At 43.0% G+C, this 17,666-nt stretch carries 14 protein-coding genes; 4 read left to right on the top strand and 10 right to left on the bottom strand.

What is annotated here, in order from left to right:
* Positions 1-149 precede the first annotated feature (149 nt).
* Together P2G54_RS05045 and P2G54_RS05040 are read left to right on the top strand one after the other, a co-directional pair.
* The gene (locus P2G54_RS05045; RefSeq protein WP_275868862.1) at positions 150-1,247 is read left to right on the top strand and encodes a ferredoxin--NADP reductase; all 1,098 of its coding nucleotides are present in this window, start codon (positions 150-152) and stop codon (positions 1,245-1,247) included.
* Positions 1,248-1,258: 11 nt separating this feature from the next.
* Positions 1,259-1,762, top strand: coding sequence for a hypothetical protein (locus P2G54_RS05040; protein WP_275868860.1), 504 nt, complete (start codon positions 1,259-1,261; stop codon positions 1,760-1,762).
* A 51-nt stretch (positions 1,763-1,813) separates the two neighbouring features.
* On the opposite strand, the gene P2G54_RS05035 is transcribed toward P2G54_RS05040, so the two are convergent.
* From P2G54_RS05035 to P2G54_RS04995, 9 genes are all read right to left on the bottom strand, one after another.
* On the bottom strand, positions 1,814-2,740 hold the full coding sequence (locus P2G54_RS05035) for a DUF4097 family beta strand repeat-containing protein (RefSeq protein WP_275868859.1): 927 nt from the start codon (positions 2,738-2,740) through the stop codon (positions 1,814-1,816).
* A gap of 12 nt (positions 2,741-2,752) precedes the next feature.
* On the bottom strand, positions 2,753-3,556 hold the full coding sequence (locus P2G54_RS05030; RefSeq protein ID WP_275868857.1) for a hypothetical protein: 804 nt from the start codon (positions 3,554-3,556) through the stop codon (positions 2,753-2,755).
* A 52-nt stretch (positions 3,557-3,608) separates the two neighbouring features.
* Complete coding sequence (locus P2G54_RS05025) at positions 3,609-4,646, bottom strand: outer membrane beta-barrel protein (RefSeq protein WP_275868856.1); 1,038 nt, start codon at positions 4,644-4,646, stop codon at positions 3,609-3,611.
* A 33-nt stretch (positions 4,647-4,679) separates the two neighbouring features.
* Entirely contained in the window at positions 4,680-5,465 is a 786-nt protein-coding gene (locus P2G54_RS05020; protein WP_275868853.1) for a hypothetical protein, read from the bottom strand.
* Positions 5,458-6,027, bottom strand: coding sequence for a sigma-70 family RNA polymerase sigma factor (locus P2G54_RS05015; RefSeq protein WP_275868852.1), 570 nt, complete (start codon positions 6,025-6,027; stop codon positions 5,458-5,460). The genes P2G54_RS05020 and P2G54_RS05015 overlap by 8 nt, the downstream gene beginning before the upstream one ends.
* A 92-nt stretch (positions 6,028-6,119) precedes the next feature.
* Positions 6,120-6,587: a carboxypeptidase regulatory-like domain-containing protein gene (locus tag P2G54_RS05010; protein WP_275868850.1), complete on the bottom strand. Its 468-nt coding sequence runs from the start codon at positions 6,585-6,587 to the stop codon at positions 6,120-6,122.
* Between the two features lie 12 nt (positions 6,588-6,599).
* Complete coding sequence (locus P2G54_RS05005) at positions 6,600-8,000, bottom strand: MBL fold metallo-hydrolase (RefSeq protein ID WP_275868848.1); 1,401 nt, start codon at positions 7,998-8,000, stop codon at positions 6,600-6,602.
* A 62-nt stretch (positions 8,001-8,062) separates the two neighbouring features.
* On the bottom strand, positions 8,063-10,012 hold the full coding sequence (locus P2G54_RS05000; RefSeq protein WP_275868847.1) for a PspC domain-containing protein: 1,950 nt from the start codon (positions 10,010-10,012) through the stop codon (positions 8,063-8,065).
* 42 nt (positions 10,013-10,054) lie between these two features.
* On the bottom strand, positions 10,055-10,384 hold the full coding sequence (locus P2G54_RS04995) for a PadR family transcriptional regulator (protein ID WP_275868845.1): 330 nt from the start codon (positions 10,382-10,384) through the stop codon (positions 10,055-10,057).
* A gap of 294 nt (positions 10,385-10,678) precedes the next feature.
* Here P2G54_RS04995 and P2G54_RS04990 point away from each other — a divergent pair, with 294 nt between their 5' ends.
* Positions 10,679-11,869, top strand: coding sequence for a PorV/PorQ family protein (locus tag P2G54_RS04990; protein ID WP_275868843.1), 1,191 nt, complete (start codon positions 10,679-10,681; stop codon positions 11,867-11,869).
* Positions 11,857-16,878, top strand: coding sequence for a C25 family cysteine peptidase (locus tag P2G54_RS04985; RefSeq protein WP_275868841.1), 5,022 nt, complete (start codon positions 11,857-11,859; stop codon positions 16,876-16,878). The genes P2G54_RS04990 and P2G54_RS04985 overlap by 13 nt, the downstream gene beginning before the upstream one ends.
* Here the strand turns inward: P2G54_RS04985 and P2G54_RS04980 are convergent.
* Positions 16,875-17,570 carry a VTT domain-containing protein gene (locus P2G54_RS04980; RefSeq protein WP_275868839.1) on the bottom strand — a complete coding sequence of 232 codons (696 nt, stop codon included), beginning with the start codon at positions 17,568-17,570 and terminating at the stop codon, positions 16,875-16,877. The genes P2G54_RS04985 and P2G54_RS04980 overlap by 4 nt on opposite strands.
* Positions 17,571-17,666: the final 96 nt, after the last annotated feature.

Here is a 17,666-nt window from a genome sequence, read left to right as displayed (position 1 = left end):
AAATGACCTTCATAGGGGATAATTCTGGGCTTAATCTAAACTATGTTTCAATATTTTGGGTTGACAAGGGGAATTTCCTCTCCTAAATCAGAATAAAACCGGTGGGGAGGTTAATTTTGCATGCGAATCAGTAAGAATCACCATTTCTAATGTTCAATATTTTCAAGCGTAAGAAAGAGGAAGTAAAATCCAGCCCGTATTTGCCACTTAAAGTGCGAGAGGTAGTCAGGGAAACAAACGATACGGTCAGTATTTACTTTGAGCAGCCAGAGCCCTATCTGGAGTATAAGCCAGGTCAATTCCTGACATTGGTGATGGAGTTTGATGGGAAAGAACAGCGCAGATCCTATAGCCTTTGCACTTCACCCTTTGTGGATCCATTTCCTGGAATCTCGGTAAAAAAAGTTTCAAATGGCCTTTTTTCCAATTTTCTGAATGAGAAGATTTTCCCAGGTAAGACCATCAATGTCCTAAAGCCTTTGGGGAATTTTACCATAGATTTTCATTCCAAAAACAAGAGGCATTTTGTCTTGGTGGCCGGAGGAAGTGGTATTACTCCAATCATCAGCATCTTGAAATCGGTTTTGGTCAATGAGCCTCAATCCAAGATTACTCTTCTATATGGCAGCCGAAATGAGGAGCAGATTATTTTCAAAAAGGAGTTGGATCAATTGGTGGAGAAAAATCCGGATCGTCTTGAGGTAATTCATAGCCTCAGCAAGCCATCCAGTAGCTGGACTGGTATGAAAGGAAGGTTGAGTGAGAAAGTAGTTGCCGATTTGGTACAAAAGGCAGAGTCTGAGTCTGACTTTACCAAGGAATATTTCGTGTGTGGACCTGAGGGGATCATGGATGTAACCGTGGAAGCATTGGAAAAAGCCAAAGTTTCCAAAGGGAATATTCACAAGGAGAGTTTTTACTCTGCCGCTGCTGAGAAAGCGCATGATCTTGCTGAAAAGGGAAATGGTCTCTTGAGTAGGGATGTGACCATTCTGCTGGAAGGAGAGGAATCAATAGTAACCGTAAGCCCGGACAAGACCGTTTTGGAAGCTGGATTGGCTGCAGGTTTGAATATGCCATATAGCTGCCAAAGTGGACTTTGCACTGCCTGTAGAGGAAAGCTGCTTAGTGGAAAGGTGAAAATGGATGAAGATGCGGGATTGAGTGAAAAGGAACTACAGGCGGGCTACGTCCTCTGCTGTGTTTCTAGGCCTCTTACTGATGACGTGAAAGTCATTGTTGAATAATACCTGAACCTTTGAACCTTATTGCTTTGGAACTCGAAGAACTTCGCAAACTCTACAGAGGTATGGAACTTCTGGTTTTGATTCTCATGATTGTTGCCTTACCGCTTTTTGGAGGGGTATACTTGTACTATAATTCCGGAAATCTGAATTGGGATCTTCCTGCCCTTCCTGAAATGTTCAATGGATTGTTGGCAGGTGCCAGTATGGGACTGCTGATCGCGCAGTATCTGGGATTTCACAGGGATTTGAAGAAAACTTTTCAGGAGGAGGAATTATCCCGAAAATTTAGAATCTACGTGAAAGCCACAAAAAGCAGGTTTTGGATGCTTTTTGGAAGCTCCATTATTACCACTTTAGGCTTGCTGTTTTTTCAAAACCCTGTTCATGTGGTGTTGTTTGCGGTCACCCTGGTTTTTTTCTCTTTGGGAAAACCCACACCCGATCGAATGAAAAGGCTGATGAAACTGAGTAAGGAGCAAGGGGATTTGGTAAGAGCAGCATCCCGACCAGAATAAAAAAGAGGACCGGAATCAATTCCGGTCCTCTTTTTTGAATATATCTGGGTTTTAATTTTCTATGGTAATGTTCCCGGATGAGATGGAGCCTTTGACCCAACTGGAGCCACCCTGATCTATAATAAGACTTTTGTTTCCGCTGTCATTTCCGACTTTGAGATTCCCCGAGGAAGCCTTGAGCTCAAAATTGAAAGAGCTTAGGTTGGAGTTAGTTTGAATTCTGAAATTCCCGGAAGTTCCGTTAAATCTTGTGTTTGGACCTAGTCCTGCATTTTCAGCCCGGATATTTCCAGAAGTAAATTTCAGATTGCCCAAAGAACCAATGTTATAGAGCTTGGCATTTCCTGAGGTTAGGCTCACATTGACTTCTCCAAAAACCTTGTTTGCTTCCAAAGATCCACTTGTTGATTCATAATTTAGGTTCCCGTTGACATCATTGATGTCGGTTTTGCCGGAAGTAACTCCAGCTTCCACGTTTCCGTCTACCCCATCTACCATTAAGGAACCGGAGGTTGCATGGATATTCAGATTTCCAGAAATTCTGTTGGCAGTGATTCTTCCCGAACTGACCTTTAGGTTGGTTTCTTCAGCTGCCACATTATTTGCATAAATACTTCCTGAGCTGTTTTTTACTTCCAGTTCCATCTCTATTGGACCCGTGATTTTGATGAAACCTTCGCTTCTGTCGTTCCAGGTATTAATGCTGGAGTTTCTTTCATAGGAGATTTTGAGTACATCGCCCAGAGTTACAAACACGATGTCTTGTTTTTCATTATTGGATGCTAAATAAGCCTCCACATTGACTTCGGAGCCACTACCCCCAGTATAAGTAACATCCAGCCAACCTCCTTCCACCTCAATGGAAGAGATTCCACTGTAAGTTTTGTTGGCGTCCACTAGGACTTTTTGCCCAAAACTCAGCGTACTGAAAGCAAAAAGAACCAGTAGGGCCGGGATAAATTTAAAATTAGATTTCATACTGATATTTGTTTAAATGATGATGAGTCCGAAACTGATGGCATTGACTTCAGGACCTTTTCCGGAATGGAAAAGTTCATTGAGGTCGTAGTTGAAAAAGAGGTTGGCATCTCCAATTCCGATTTCCAGGCGGGTTCCATATCGGTAATTGTTGAAATACATGTTTGATTTTTCGAAAATACGCTGTTTGTCACCTTCCGCATCTTCGTAGACAAATTTTCCTCTACCTCCGAGTCGAAGGCCTGCATAGGCACCGATTCCAAGTCTGAAATTTCCGTCATTGGTCAGTAGGGTAGGTACGATACTCAAATTGGCGAAAGAGGAGGATATTTTGGATTTGATCGGATCAAATCCTTCCTGGTCTATCAAATTGTAGTCTATAAATTCCAGACCATCCGGTGTTTTCACAGCCTGGATGTTTGGGTCTTCAAATTTGAAATTGTACCAACTTACTCCCAAAGCGGTTTTCAGGTGAAAGTTTTTACTGGGTTTGAGGATGCCTTGCCAATTGATCCCTACATTCCAGGATCCCCAAGGCTTGATTTCAGGGGCGTTTTTGGAAGGCACCCAAATGTTGATTCCAACTTCTGGAACCACCTCTGTTTCAAACTTTCTTTTTTTATGGATGGTCTCAGTCTTGAATTTGGAATCTTCTTTCCATTCTAGACTCCATTTTCCATCTTCATTTTGATACTTGTAGGAAGAGCCCAGAAATTTATAGGTCTTGCTTTTCGGTTGGTTTTCGGGACTGTCTTGTGCCATAGTCGGACTGGCTGCTAAGAAGATTCCCGCCAATAATAAATAGAGCGTTTTCATTTGTAGTGGTTTGTTTTCAAAAAGGGCAGGGGAGTATTGAGCTCCCCTTAGATTAAAATACTATTCCGAAAGTGATAGGGTTAAGCTCAGGGCCTTTGAGATCCTGAAAGAGGGGATTTAGGTCATAGGTTGAGAAAAAGGTCACTCTTCCTACTCCGATTTCACCTCTTATTCCATAGCGGAAATTATTTAGATATAACCCTGTGGTCTCTTTGTCTTTCTTCCTTCCGGATCCATCCAATTCACGATAAACAAACTTAGATCTTCCCCCGAGTCTGTAGCCTGCATAGGGACCAGCTGCTATTCTGAATCCGTGTCGGCCTTTGTCCTTCATTTTTCCAAAATCAAGTTCCAGGAGAGTCATAGCAGTCAGGTAGGAAGCGGAGAGTTTGCTTTTGAATCCATCCACATCATTTCTTTGGACGAACTCAATGCTGTTGTCTCCCCTTGTGGCTTGATAATCCCGGTTTTCAAATTTGAAGTTGTAGAACTGTAGTCCTAAGCCGAAGTCCCAGTAAAATCCTTTTGAAAGACGTTGTTTTGCCATCCAGTTCAATCCTAGATTCCAGCTTCCCCAGCCTTTTGCCGCGTAGGGTTTGTCCGAACCCGGAAATTCGCCGCTTGGATTGAGGTAGCTGTTGATTCCCAAATCGATATTGAAGAGGGTTCGGAAGGAAGGATTGGGTTCTTTTTCTTTTCCGGATTCAATCTTGACTTTGGTGTTTTCTCCTTTTTCGTCCACATAGACCCTCATTCGGCCAATTTGGACCTCTGTTTCCATTCCGTCTTCACGCACTTTTACGAGTTCTTTGGTACTTCCGTCTTTTTTGCGGATTTCCACGATGGTCAATTCACCGGTCTCCTGGTTTTCTTCCAAATCCAGTGACTGGATGATTTCGTTGATGTTCATCATTTTCAGCTTTTCAAAATCTTCTTTGCTGTCCACGATGATGATTACTTTTCCGGATTGTCCGAACTCCACCACTACGGAGTCTTTATTGATTTGATGGTCTATCTTAAGGGATTGAGTACTAGCAAATCCAATTTGAACCAGTGCCATCAAGCAAATAAATAATAGGTACTTTTTCATGTCTTTATCCAATTAAACAGTTGGTGTTTCTTTTTAAGGTTTTTCGGTCAATCGGTCTTTTTTGGTAGTCAGGGTAGCAAAAAGGTTGTTTTTGGCATCCTGAAGTCCTGCAAATCCACTATCTACTTTGCCTAAAAGTCCCTCAACCTGATCCACTCGCTTTTCGATTCCGTCAATGATGGTTTTGTCTTCTTTGATTCCGTCGGAAAAGATGGTGATTTTATAGGAAGGCTCTTCTTCCACTTGAGGACTGGCTTCCGCTATAGTGGTTTGCAATTGCAATTGAGGTAAATCAGGAATCTCTGTTTCCAGAATAATAGGCTCAATGCTGATTTTTTCCATGATTTCAGTTGCTTTAGGTTCCTCCTGAGTTTCGGCCAGAGCAACCAGGTTTTTGGGACTTTCTTTAGACGGCTCCTGAATAGCAGGTTGTACTTGCTTTTTCTGTTTTGTTTCAGTCTTGGCAGTGTTTTCCACTTTTATTGTCTCCGATTCCTCAACTGGATTGCTGACTGGGGAATTTTCTTCGATTTCAGTCTCAAAGCCTTGTTTCTCCTGAACTGGGATTTCCAAGCTTGGATTTTCCTCCGCCAAAAGTCTTTCCTCAGATATTTGATCCTGACCAGGTTTGAATAAAATCCCCGCAGCCAGCAAAACCAGAATACCTGCCGCTGCTGCCCACCAATATCCTTTGTAAGATTTTTGGGTTACGGGAAGTTGGTTTTCCAATTGTTCCCAGGCTAATGCACTGGGCTTGACTTGGTGGTTTTCGAGTCTTTCCCTAAAAACCTGATCCATATTTTTGGATTGTTTAGCCATTGATTCTCCTTTCCTTGAGTTGCTGTGTGGCAATTTTATCTTTTAATGAGTTCCTAGCCCGGTTAAGCTGGGATTTGGAAGTACTTTCTGTGATTCCCAGAAGTTCGGCGATTTCCTGATGGGAGTAACCTTCGATTGCATACAGGTTGAATACCGTCCGGTATCCTACGGGGAGACTTTCCACCATGTCCATCAGGTCAGCAGTTTCCAAATGGGAGAGTTCATAGTGCTGGTCTGCATACATGGCTTCATCCTCCGTATTGACTTCCATCATTAAGTGCCGGTGACTTCTTAAAGTCATCAGGGCCTGAGTGACGATGATTCGCTTCATCCAGCCTTCAAAACTCCCCTTTGCCTGAAATTGTGGGAGTTTTTCGAAGATTTTCATAAAGCCCTCAATCATCACATCCTCGGCATGTTCCCGGTCCTTCAGGTAGCGGATGCAGATGGCCAAAAATTTCCCCGAATAGCAATCATATAAATGTCTCTGGGCTGACCGATCACCCTTGAGGCATGCTTTGATTAATCCTGTTTCGGTAGAAAAGTTGGTTCTGCTGAACATTCCGATTTGCTTTCATTTAGGTAGATGCAGGACCTTTTAAAAAAGTTGCACTGCTGTTCAAAAAAATCTTCAAGCTTACTATTGACTGATCGTCAATAGTAAGCTTTGTAGTTGATCACAATGTCCAACAAAGTCCATTCCCCTTTTTTTACTATTATGGGCTGGATATTCCCCTGGGCATCAAACATGTTTGCGAATAGCCCTTCTTCTTCAACTGTAAATAAGGAATAGGTACCGGGTGCCAAAGAAATTTTAAATCTGCCTTCTTGGTCAGTTTCCACTTCTTGGATAGGTTCTGAGGCGATAGATTGAAAAAGCCCGTTTTCCAATTTGGCATCTTTGAAGTTGGTAAGAGGATAAACCCGCACCAAACGCTGGATTGGGATACCTTTTGGGTTAACCTCTGTTTCTCTTCCTTCTTCGGAAATTCTGGGCATTTGATTACCTTCCAGCCAAGTGACTTGCCCGGATATACCCTCTCCCTTTTGTTGGGAGGGCTTGCATTGGGTAAATGTAAGCAGCGCTCCCATAATAGGCAGTAAAAACAGGAATTGTTTCATAGTGGTCTGCTTTTAGATCCCTTCAAACAACATGACGGATTCCAGGTAATTTGGAATGACGGTATGCCATTCCAGTTCTTCTTTTAGCTTATTTGCCAAGGCTTCTGCACTTTCTGGTTCGCCATGGATTACAAAAGTAAGCTTTGGCTTTTTGCAGAAGCCTTCCGCCCATTCCATCAACTCTTCCTGGTCAGCGTGCGCGGACAGGCCTTCAATTTGGTAAATTTTTGCTTTGACCTCTACTTGATTTCCATAGATCGTGACAAATTTTTCCCCTTCCACAAGGCGCCTGCCCCGGGTCCCCTCGGCCTGGAAACCTACGAAAATCACACCGTTTTGCTCCTTGGGTAAATGATGGTGAAGGTGGTGCAGGACACGTCCCCCTGTTGCCATACCACTTGCAGAAATGATGATGGCATTTCCCCTAAACTCATTTAAAGATTTGGACTCTTCCTGTTTTTGGTAATAATGAAGTTGTGGGAAATTGAACAAATGGGAACTGTCTTCTTGTAGACTGGCCGTTAGTTGATGGTCAGTACTGAAATCCAGATATAATTTGGTGGCATCTATGGCCATGGGAGAATCCAAAAACACAGGAACTGAGGGGATTTTCCCTTTTTTCATCAGTTGATAGATGTAATACATGACGAGTTGTGTCCGTCCTACAGCAAAGGATGGAATGATGACTAAGCCACCCCGATGAAAAGTTTCCCGGATGGCTCTTCCAAGTTCTTCCTCAGGTTTTATATTAATAGGGACACGGTTTCCGTAGGTGGATTCTATCCATAGGATATCTGCATTGGGGATAAGAGTAGGGGGGAACAAAATGGGATCATGATATCTTCCTAAATCCCCGGAGAATACCAGTCTTTTCTCCTGTTGGTCTCCTTTGATCAGCACCTTGGTGATGGCTGCTCCGAGGATGTGACCGGCATGGTAATAGGTCACTGTGATATTAGGGTGTATTTGAAATGGCTCCTCAAATGGTTGGGGAACCAAAAGAGGAAATACGGCTTCGGCATCTTCTACTGTGTACAAAGGCTGAGGATCGTCGTGTCGGGAATATCCTTTTTTACGTGCATACTCTGCTTCTTCTTCCTGAAGTTTACCGGAATCCAATAATAGGATTTTGGTCAATTCTGCTGTCGCCTCCGTGCAGTAGATGGGGCCTCTGAATCCCTGCTTTACAATTCTTGGGAGATAGCCGACATGATCCAGATGCGCATGGGTGATGATAATGGCTTCCATTTCTTCCAAGGGCATGGGGAATTTATCCCAATTGCGTTCCCTCAACTCTCTCCTTCCCTGGAATAAGCCACAGTCTACCAAAAATTCAAAATCTCCGGTGTCTATTAAATACTTCGAGCCGGTAACGGAACCGGCGCCTCCTAAAAACTTTACTGAAATATCCATAATTGTATTAACTAATGGGGAGAAGATACAAAAAAAGAGGCACCTTTTGGGTGCCTCCGGTCTCAGTCTTTTAAAAAGTATGAGTCAGAAAACTTTGCCTTGGTGAGACTATCCAAGGTTTCTTTTGGAATGGTCTGTACCTCAGCTTCTTTGCTGCTTTCACCGAAATCCTCAGAGTCATCCTTATCACAGGTCAGGCAAACCAAACCAGCTTCATTAAATGTCCAAACCGTGTTTTGGGATACATCCCTAGAACGATATCCGTTTCGGTTAATGGTATTTCGAAGAATTTCCAGAAGGGAACGCTCGATGATGAAAGGTTTTTCATAAGGAATCTTTAGGATCAGATTCAGCCTTTGAGCTCTAAATGCGGCGATGGAACTGATATCAAATCCTTCATCGAAAGTCAGGACTGAGTCAGCCACTTCCAGGTTGTATTTGAATCCCTGAGCGTTACTCATAGCTTCTGCCTTGGTTTTTCCTCTGGAGAAAAACTCTTCGTTCAATACCACCATGGAATCAGCACTTCCTTCCAGTTTCAGATTGACATGGTTGAACGAGGCTTCCTCTCCAATTGGGTTGAGTCTCAGGATCATCACACCTTCACTGACAGGAATGTTTTTTTCGGTTTTATGCCAGTTTTCTTCCTTAAACTGAGCCACAATTTTAGGAATCTGGAAAGCTGAAATGCCCAAGCAAAGGAGCCAAAGTCCCAAAGCCACCAATCCAAACCGTCCGCCAATTAGGTTTTTCATAGCCAGTACACTTAATCCCAATAGGATGATGATGATTCCTGGAATGATCATCAGGAAGGAGGATGCGATCACCAGCCAAATTGGGACCAAATCGGAGAAGAGTTCGATAGGGAAATTATCCATCAGGATTCTGTAATCCTCAAAGGTGAAAATTCCCAAATATATGGTCATCGCCATCAAAGGAGCAATGGTCAAGGCCAGTCCTAAGAAGAAAATAAATAAACCGAATACGACACGAATCACTGCTAGGAGAAATTTACCAAGTGGGCCTAAGGCACTTCCTATAGCTTCGATTATCTGTCCAAGAATCCTGAAAGGGGTCATCAAAATCTGCCGAGTTCTGGACTCAGGCTTTACCGGATTGGGGTTGAGGTTTTCCTTGAGGGTAGAATCGATATTGTCCAGGGTGATTTCCCCTCCTTTCATTCGGATTCTTTCCGTGATGGAAGTAGCCACCGGAGTGATGATCCAAAGGATCAGATAGATCAAGAGTCCAGATCCACCAGCCAATGTCAAAACAACAAAGGCCAAACGTGTCCAAATTACCTCTACTCCAAAGTATGCAGCCAGACCACTGGCTACACCTCCCAGGGTTTTGTCATCCGGATTTCTATAAAGTTTCTTGATGTTTTTGTCTTCCTCTACCTCATAGGAGACAGGCAGGATGATCCAAAGCACGATATAGGCTACAATGGCAAAGAAGCCAAAGCCCAGTGAAAATCTGAAGTTGTCAAAAGGGAGAATGTCCAAGAACCTCAGATTGAAGTTTAGATTGCCGCTAAATAAGAGTAGAATGGCAATCAACCTGGTCCAGAGCGGGTCGATGGCAAAGTAGTGGGCTAAGCCGGCGCAGACCCCTCCCAGGATTTTTTTGTTTTCAAGTCGAACCAGCTTTTTGTAGCCCTTCTTTTCCATGTTCGGAGGAGTCACATACTTATAGAAATCCTCTTGGGTGGCTTGGCTTTCATCCTCTTCTTCATTTTGATTTTCCTCTATGGACACAAAATCAGCAATGGTCCCCATTTTCTCAATGAGTTTATCCACGTTTTCCGCGGTGATGACCTGCTTGTTGTTTTTTAAGTTGCTGAGGAAGATCTCGGCAATACGGTTTTCGATATCAGAAATGATTTCCTGATTGTCTTTGTAAGAAGAAAAGTGCCTGTTGATAGCATCTAGGTATTTTCTCAAGGTATCATACCCGTCCTCTTCTATGTGGAAAAGAATCCCACTGATGTTGATACTTATAGTCTTTTTCATGTGTATGTCAGTTATTCATCGGTAATTGGACCTCTTGTGATTTCAGTTCTTTGTGGTGATTTGGGTGGCGGAACTGACCAGGGAAGCCCAGGTTTCGGACAAGGTGCTGAGGAATGTTTTTCCTTTCTCAGTAATAGAGTAGTATTTTCTGGGAGGTCCGGATTCGGATTCTACCCATCTGTAATCTACCAGTTCGGCTGTTTTGAGCCTGTTCAGCAAAGGGTAGAGGGTGCCTTCCACTACGATCATCTGTGATTGGGTAAGTTCTTCAATCAGGTCTGATGTATAAACTTCCCCCCTCGAGATGATGTGGAGTACACAATACTCCAGGATTCCCTTTCGCATTTGAATTTGTGTATTTGCGATGTTCATGATGTGGTGGTTAAATTCCAAGGATAGGGAATTTGCTATCCCCATTCCTTTTAGATGAAAAATAGTACCAATCTTTTCCAAGCTACCTTGTATTACCTAATTCCTTGCGTTAAAAGTTAGATTTTAACTTTTGAATTTTTCAAAAATGGCTTTTTAAGGTGTTTTGGAGCTTTTTTTTGAAAAATTTCCATTTGGTCATATTTTTTTTCTCAAAAATTCAGGGTTCATTGAAGAAGCTCAGAATGTTAAAATTGCGTACATTAAACTGTACGCAGGCGGACATCCTTGAGCTAGATGAAGAGATTTTTTTTCCCAGAATCTGTTTGGCTAAATAATTTGACTTATTTTCAATTTGTGAACAGAAACCTTTTTAATCCAGCTCTGATCTGTCTTCTTTTGGTGCTCTTTGGCTTTTGGACCAGTCCTGTATTTTCGCAAGCTTTGGCCCCCAAATATTCCAATGAATTTTTAAGTATTGGAGTTGGTGCAAGAGCATTGGCTATGGGAGGTGCCCAGGTAGCAGCATCCCGAGATGTCACGGCGGCTTATTGGAACCCTGCGGGTCTAATGGGAATTAAGCACCGTTATGATGCTTCCTTGATGCATGCTGAATATTTTGCGGGAATTGCCCAATACGACTATTTAGGCTTTTCAACTCCCATAAAAAATGAAAGCCAGGTTGCTGTTTCCTTGATCCGTTTCGGAGTGGATGATATTCCCGATACCCGCTTTTTGTATGATGCCAACGGTGCATTGAATTACAATAACATACAATTTTTCAATGCCGCTGATTATGCCTTGCTGCTCAGCTATGCAAGGGATATGTCAGATCAGTTCAAGGTAGGTGCCAATGCCAAGGTGATCCATAGAAACGTGGGGAAATTCGCCCAGGCTTGGGGCTTTGGTCTGGATGTAGGTGGGATGTACATCAAGGACAGACTGACTTTGGGACTGATGCTGCGGGATATCACCACTACCTTCAATGCCTGGTCCCACGATGCGGAACTGGTTAGGGAGGTTTATGCCCAGACTAATAATGAATTACCGGTCAATTCCCTTGAACTTACCTTGCCAAGAGCAATTTCCAGCATTGCCTATGACTGGAGTTTGGGAGAGCGCTTTAGCCTACTGACGGTGTTGGATTTTGATATGACCTTTGATGGCAATCGAAATACGGTAGTATCCACCGGATTTTTCAGCATCGATCCTAGGTTTGGAGTTGAAGCTGGATTTGAAAAAATGGCCTTTTTACGGGCTGGTTTGGGGAATTTTCAATACATCAAGGATTTTCAAGGAAACCGAAGTTTGAATTTTACCCCCAGTATGGGATTGGGGGTATATCTCAATGAAAAACTCAGGATCGATTATGCACTTACCGATATAGGGAATGTGTCCGATACGCCCTATTCCCACGTGTTCAGTGTGAGACTTTCCTTGGATAAATTGGAGGAGGATTTCAGAAAGTTTAAAGGATGGAGCCATTGAAAAAAATAGTAATCATCGTTTTATCCCTGTTGGGTTTCATAGGTACTGTGCCAGCTCAGCAGCCTACTTGGTATTCCTTTGATCAAAACTATTATAAAATTCCAACTGCCCAGGATGGGATTTACAGAATTTCCTATGAAACAATGAGTCAGGCTGGGATGAATCCATCTTCAATCAATCCTGCCAACCTTCAGTTGTTTCATAGGGGAAAAGAGGTAGCCATTTATGTGGCTGGAGGAGGCGATGGCAAGATGGATCCGAATGACTACATCGATTTTTACGGACTGAGAAATGATGCAAGCTTGGATTCCTTGTTGTATCAGGAAATTATGGTTCCAAACCCATACTACAATACCTTTTCAGATACAACTGCCTTTTTTCTGACCGTCTCTCCAGGTCAAAATGGGAAAAGGATGAAGGTTCGTCCTACCCCATCAACAAGTCTGCCACAGGCCAATACCTATGCTTCCGAGCGTTTACAGGTTTTTTCAGATCAATATTCCTTGGGGATTTCCTATGCTTTGGGATTTCGACTTGCCAAGTACGATCTGGCGCAGGGCTGGATGAGTCCGGTAGTTTCAAAGGGGGCAACCAGGCAGATACTATTTGATCAATTGGGTAGTTTGGCCAGTTCAGGAGAAGCTGTTCTAGAAATAGGTTTGGTCGGAAGATCGGCAAATATCCATAATACAAGAATTTTGGCCGGACCTACGGCCTCCTCTCAAAGAGAGGTCTTTTTGCATCAATTTACCAGTTTCAACAGTGCACGTTTGTCGGTTCCCTTGTTAATGTCGGATTTTAACAGCGATGGTTCTATTTCTATCGGTGTTAACGCTGCAGGTACGGAGTCTGCCGATAATATTGCCATTGCCTATGCGAAAATCACCTACCAAAAAATCATTGGAACTGGAGATTTACAGTCGGAAACATTGATTCTTCCATCCGGTAATCAGCAAGTCAGGATTTTGGGTGCAACAGGAAATTATATTGCCTATGACATAGCTGATCCAAGCAACCCTGAAAGAGTACAGCTGACTTCCAATTCCCAAGGGCTTTCTTTTTTGGCAACAGATCCGAATCGTATTAGTAAGGTCCTGTTGCAATCAGACCAGAACCTGATCCCTGTGAATAAGATGGAACGTTTGAAATTCAGGGATTTTTTGGGGCAGGAAGCCAACTTTATACTAGTTGGAAATCGGGAGTTGGAAAAGCCTTCAAGCACTTTTGAAAACCCTATGAAAGCCTATGCTGAACACCGGGCTTCTGCAGTGGGTGGTGGCTTTGATACCCTGACCTTTAGAATGGACGAATTGATCAATCATTTCGGCTTTGGTGAAAATTCACCGCTTGCGCTTTTTGAATTTTTAAGAGCCTATTATCCCATTCATAAGCCAAGTCACGTGCTATTGGCAGGAAGGGGGTTAGCCATTTATACCACTGTAAGGTCCGGAGGAGTAAATCACTATTACCGAAAAAATCCTTCCGTATTTCCTTTTCAGGAAATGGTTCCCGTGGGAGGTTATCCTTTTTCGGACAATATTTATGTCCAAAACTTAGACCCAACATTACCCGACCTTCCGGATATTGCCATTGGCCGTATTCCTGCCAAAAATTCCCAAGAATTGGCTGATTATCTGGGTAAGGCAATTGAAAAGGATCAATTGGGGATTTCTCAGCCTTGGCAAAAAGAGTTGATTCACTTGGGAGGAGGTGTTTCCGAAGCTGAGTTGGACCGTTTTTTCAATTTTTTAAATGGATTCAAAACCATCGCGGAAGGACCCTATCTAGGAGGAAATGTTACTACCTATCGAAAGCGGTCCAATAATGTGATAGAAGTAATCGATATCACGGGGGATTTGAATGAAGGAAGATCATTGGTCACTTTTTTTGGGCACGGAGCTCCCACGATCTTGGATATTGATATTGGATTTGCCTCAGATCCCACCATCAATTATCAGAATAAGGGGAAATACCCAGTCATGCTGTTTAATGGTTGTGATTATGGAAGTGCGTTTGGAACGGGTTATACCCAAGGAGAGGACTGGGTAATGACTCCGGATAAAGGGGCTTCCAATATTCTTGCAAACTCCTCAATAGGGGTTGACGTCTATCTGAGAAGGTACTCCGAGTCGTTTTATAGCAAAGCATTTGCTGACAGTTCTGTGATTTACCGTTCTATCGGGGAGGTCAAGATGGAGGCGGAGCGACATTTTATCAGAAGGTATGGATATGGGGAACTGAATTATTCCCATATGGAACAGATGATTTTGTTTGGCGATCCCGCGTTGAGAATGTTCCCTGCGAATAAAGCAGATTATTCAGTGGATGCAAATGAAGTCTCACTGGGAAGTTTTGATGAAGATCCCATTTCAGCACTTTCAGATAGCCTAAAGCTGACCTTTGCTCTTCGCAATATTGGCATAGTAAACACGGACTCCATCACTTATAGGGTAAGTCGCAAACTTCCGGATGGAACAGAAATCAACTATGACCCAATTAAAATCCCCTATGTAGCCCGCTTGGATTCCATCGAATTCTCAGTTCCTAATATTGGGATCAACTCTGCTGGAGAAAATACCTTCACGTTGGAAGTCAATACGGAAAGGAATGTTGCGGAAATGACTTATTCCAATAATTCGATCAGTTTTAGTCAATTTATTTCACTTAGCGGTCCTTTGAATTTATTTCCGTTGGAATATGGAATCGTCCAAAACAAAAACCTTGAACTGATAGCCCAGATACCGGGAAAAGCTCTTGAAGATAGAACTCTGATTATACAACTCGATACCGCAGCGGATTTTAAATCTGCCTACAGAAAAGAGGTTCGCTTGGCTACGAGAGGCTTGGTGAATTGGCCGGTAGAGTTACTTTCCGGAAATGATACAGTGACCTACTATTGGAGAACGCGTTTTCAGGATGTGTTGCCTGGGGAAACTGATTCTTGGACCACTTCTTCCTTCTCTTTTATTTCTGATGGGCCAGAAGGATGGATACAGAGAACAATCCCTCAACTGAATGAAGATCATCTGGAAAACATTGAATTGGATGAGACAGGGAAAACCTGGAAATATATAGACAAGACTTTGGGAATAGAAGTGTTTACCGTAGGAGCAGGGGTGGATACGCTTTCCTTTAGAAATACCCAGTTCTATCTCAACCAAGTTCCCCAGATTATTGATAATGTGAATAATGCCAACAGCCGGCTTTGTCCGGACGGTTCTTTGGGTTTGGTAGCTTTTGAGCAAAAATCTCTTCAGCCCTATTTGGCCATCCCTGTTCCCGGGTTTGATATCCTGGATGGTAGGTCTTGTGGTAGACCTCCCCAGTTGATCCAAAGTATCAGAAACTCATGGATTACAACTCCGGGCCAAACCATGCTTCAGGACTATGTGGCCAATGTGCCTGATGGAGACTATGTGGTTATTTTCTCTGTGGGCAATGTGACTTTCGATTCATGGCCGGATATTGCCTACCAGTCCCTAAAGGAATTTGGTGCAAGTGAGGTAACACTCAGGGCTTTGAAAACAGGGGACCCCTATATTCTGTATGGAAGAAAGGGGATGTATCCTGGAGAAGCGTTGGAAATCGTGGGGAATCCTAATTTTGAATTGCCATCTAGGGAACAGACCCTTTCATTTGAGACAGATTTGGAAGGGTATTTAACTTCTGGAGTGATTTTTACTCCGAGGGTTGGCCCTGCTTCTGCTTGGGAACGTTTCTTCCAGCAAGTTAATGACAGACCTTGGATAGAAGAAGAAAACACCAGTTTTGACATCATTGGAGTAAAAGAGAATGGAGAAGAAGAGGTGATTTTTGAAGGAGTCTCAGATACGCAATTGGACCTTTCTTTTATCAATCCCGAGACCTATCCTTATCTACGTCTTCGTTTTTCAATGGAAGATCCAGAATCCACAGCTCCTGCATTTTTGGACAAATGGCAGGTGAATTACACAGGAGTGCCGGAGGGGGCTTTGACCTTGAAATCCCCCGGTGGTCCCATACAACTCCGTGAAGGAGAGTCTACAAGTGTGGAGTTTCAGTTCAAAAATATCTCCAAATATGATTTTCTGGATTCCATTCAGGTGAATTGGACCCTGACCAATGTACCAGCAAAGAAGGAGGAAAATTTCAGCAAGAAATTTCCTCCCCTAAAGGCAGGAGAAGCCTTTGATTTTTCAATTGATTTCAATTCAATGGGAAAGGCGGGAGCCAATGAACTGGAAGTCTTTGCTAATCCAAGGATTCAAAGAGAGCAGACCTATAGAAACAACCAAATGGATTTGGGTGAGCACCTCATGGTGGAGGGAGACAATTCCACTTCTTTGTTGGATGTGAATTTTGATGGGGTATACATTATGGATGGGGATATTGTCTCTCCCAACGTATTGATTACAGCTCTTTTGAAAAACGATCAGGCATTTCTTTACAAGCAGGATACAGTTGGACTGGAGCTTTATCTAAAGCAAAACTGTGAAACCTGTACTTTCAAACGGATCAATTTCTCAGACCCCAACCTTACATGGAGCCCAGCTGCTGAAAATGTGGATTTCAAGGTGTCCTATTTGCCTGGACCACTGGAGGACGGGATGTATACTTTGAGAGTTCAGAATGAAGATTCTGCGCATCCTTACGAGGTTACATTCGAAGTGATCAATGAGGCTCAGATCACCAATTTTTACCCTTATCCGAATCCATTCAGCTCCAGTGTGAGATTTGTTTTCACCCTGACTGGTACGGATGTTCCCGATGAGATTAAAATCCAGATCATGACCGTCACGGGTAAAGTTGTGCGAGAGATTCTTCAGAATGAACTGGGGCCAATCCGGATCGGTAACAATATCACAGAATATGCCTGGGATGGACGGGATGAGTACGGAGACCAACTCGCCAACGGAGTATATATTTACCGGGTATTAGTGCGCCAAAATGGGCAGTTTATGGAGCAAAGACCGTCGGCAGGGGATAAGGCTTTCAAGAAGGGGTATGGCAAAATGTACCTGCTTCGCTAGGCTTTTTTGATTTTTAAATTTCTGTAAATACCCCAGGAGCTCAATAAAAGAAGCAGAAGTAAAAAAAGAATCTGCCAGGGTTCCTGAAGGGCTTCCCGTGCACTTAGGAATGAGCTGGCCAGCATACCGGTGGCAAAAGCAATCAAGGTCCTGGGAAGCATTCCGGGTATTCCAAATTTGAGTACCTGTTTTAAAGGAACCTTGAGCGAGGCAAAAATGAAATTGGAGATTGCGAATGGGATCAATGGACTGATCCGTATAAAAAATATCAATTCCCCCGGATTTTTCTTACGTTTTTCGATTTCTCCAGAAAGTTGAGGTTGACGGAGAAAGAGCAATTCCAGAAAGTCTGAATTGAATTTCATTCCCAACCCATAACCTAGGATATTCGCTAAGGTATAACCAATCAATAAATCCACAAGTCCCGTTACTCCCATCAAATACCCTGTAAAAACTGCCGTCAAGGTCGTTGGAAGAAGTGCAAAACCCATGACAATTCCAAGGATGAGAATAAGCACAAAATGATCCCCCACTGAGTTAATTGAGAGTTCTTCGAAGTAGGAGTATTGGCTCACCAGTAAAATGCTTCCCAAGGCAGGTACAAAAGTTACCCATATCCAACCTAGGACCGCTAGGGGATGGGTGCTAAAGTACGAACGAAAGAAGTTGAAAATACTGCCCTTTTTTTTCATATTTGGCTGACCCAATAATTTTTCGTTATTGGACTGCAAGTATAGCAGGGCAGAAAAGAAATGTGTTCTTTTCTGACAAAATTTTAACAAAGTCTA

It is taken from the genome of Algoriphagus sp. CAU 1675, assembly GCF_029222925.1.
In the GTDB taxonomy this organism is placed as follows: Bacteria; Bacteroidota; Bacteroidia; order Cytophagales; family Cyclobacteriaceae; genus Algoriphagus.
Note: the sequence above shows the minus strand (reverse complement) of the source record. Positions and strands in the feature narration are given on the sequence as shown.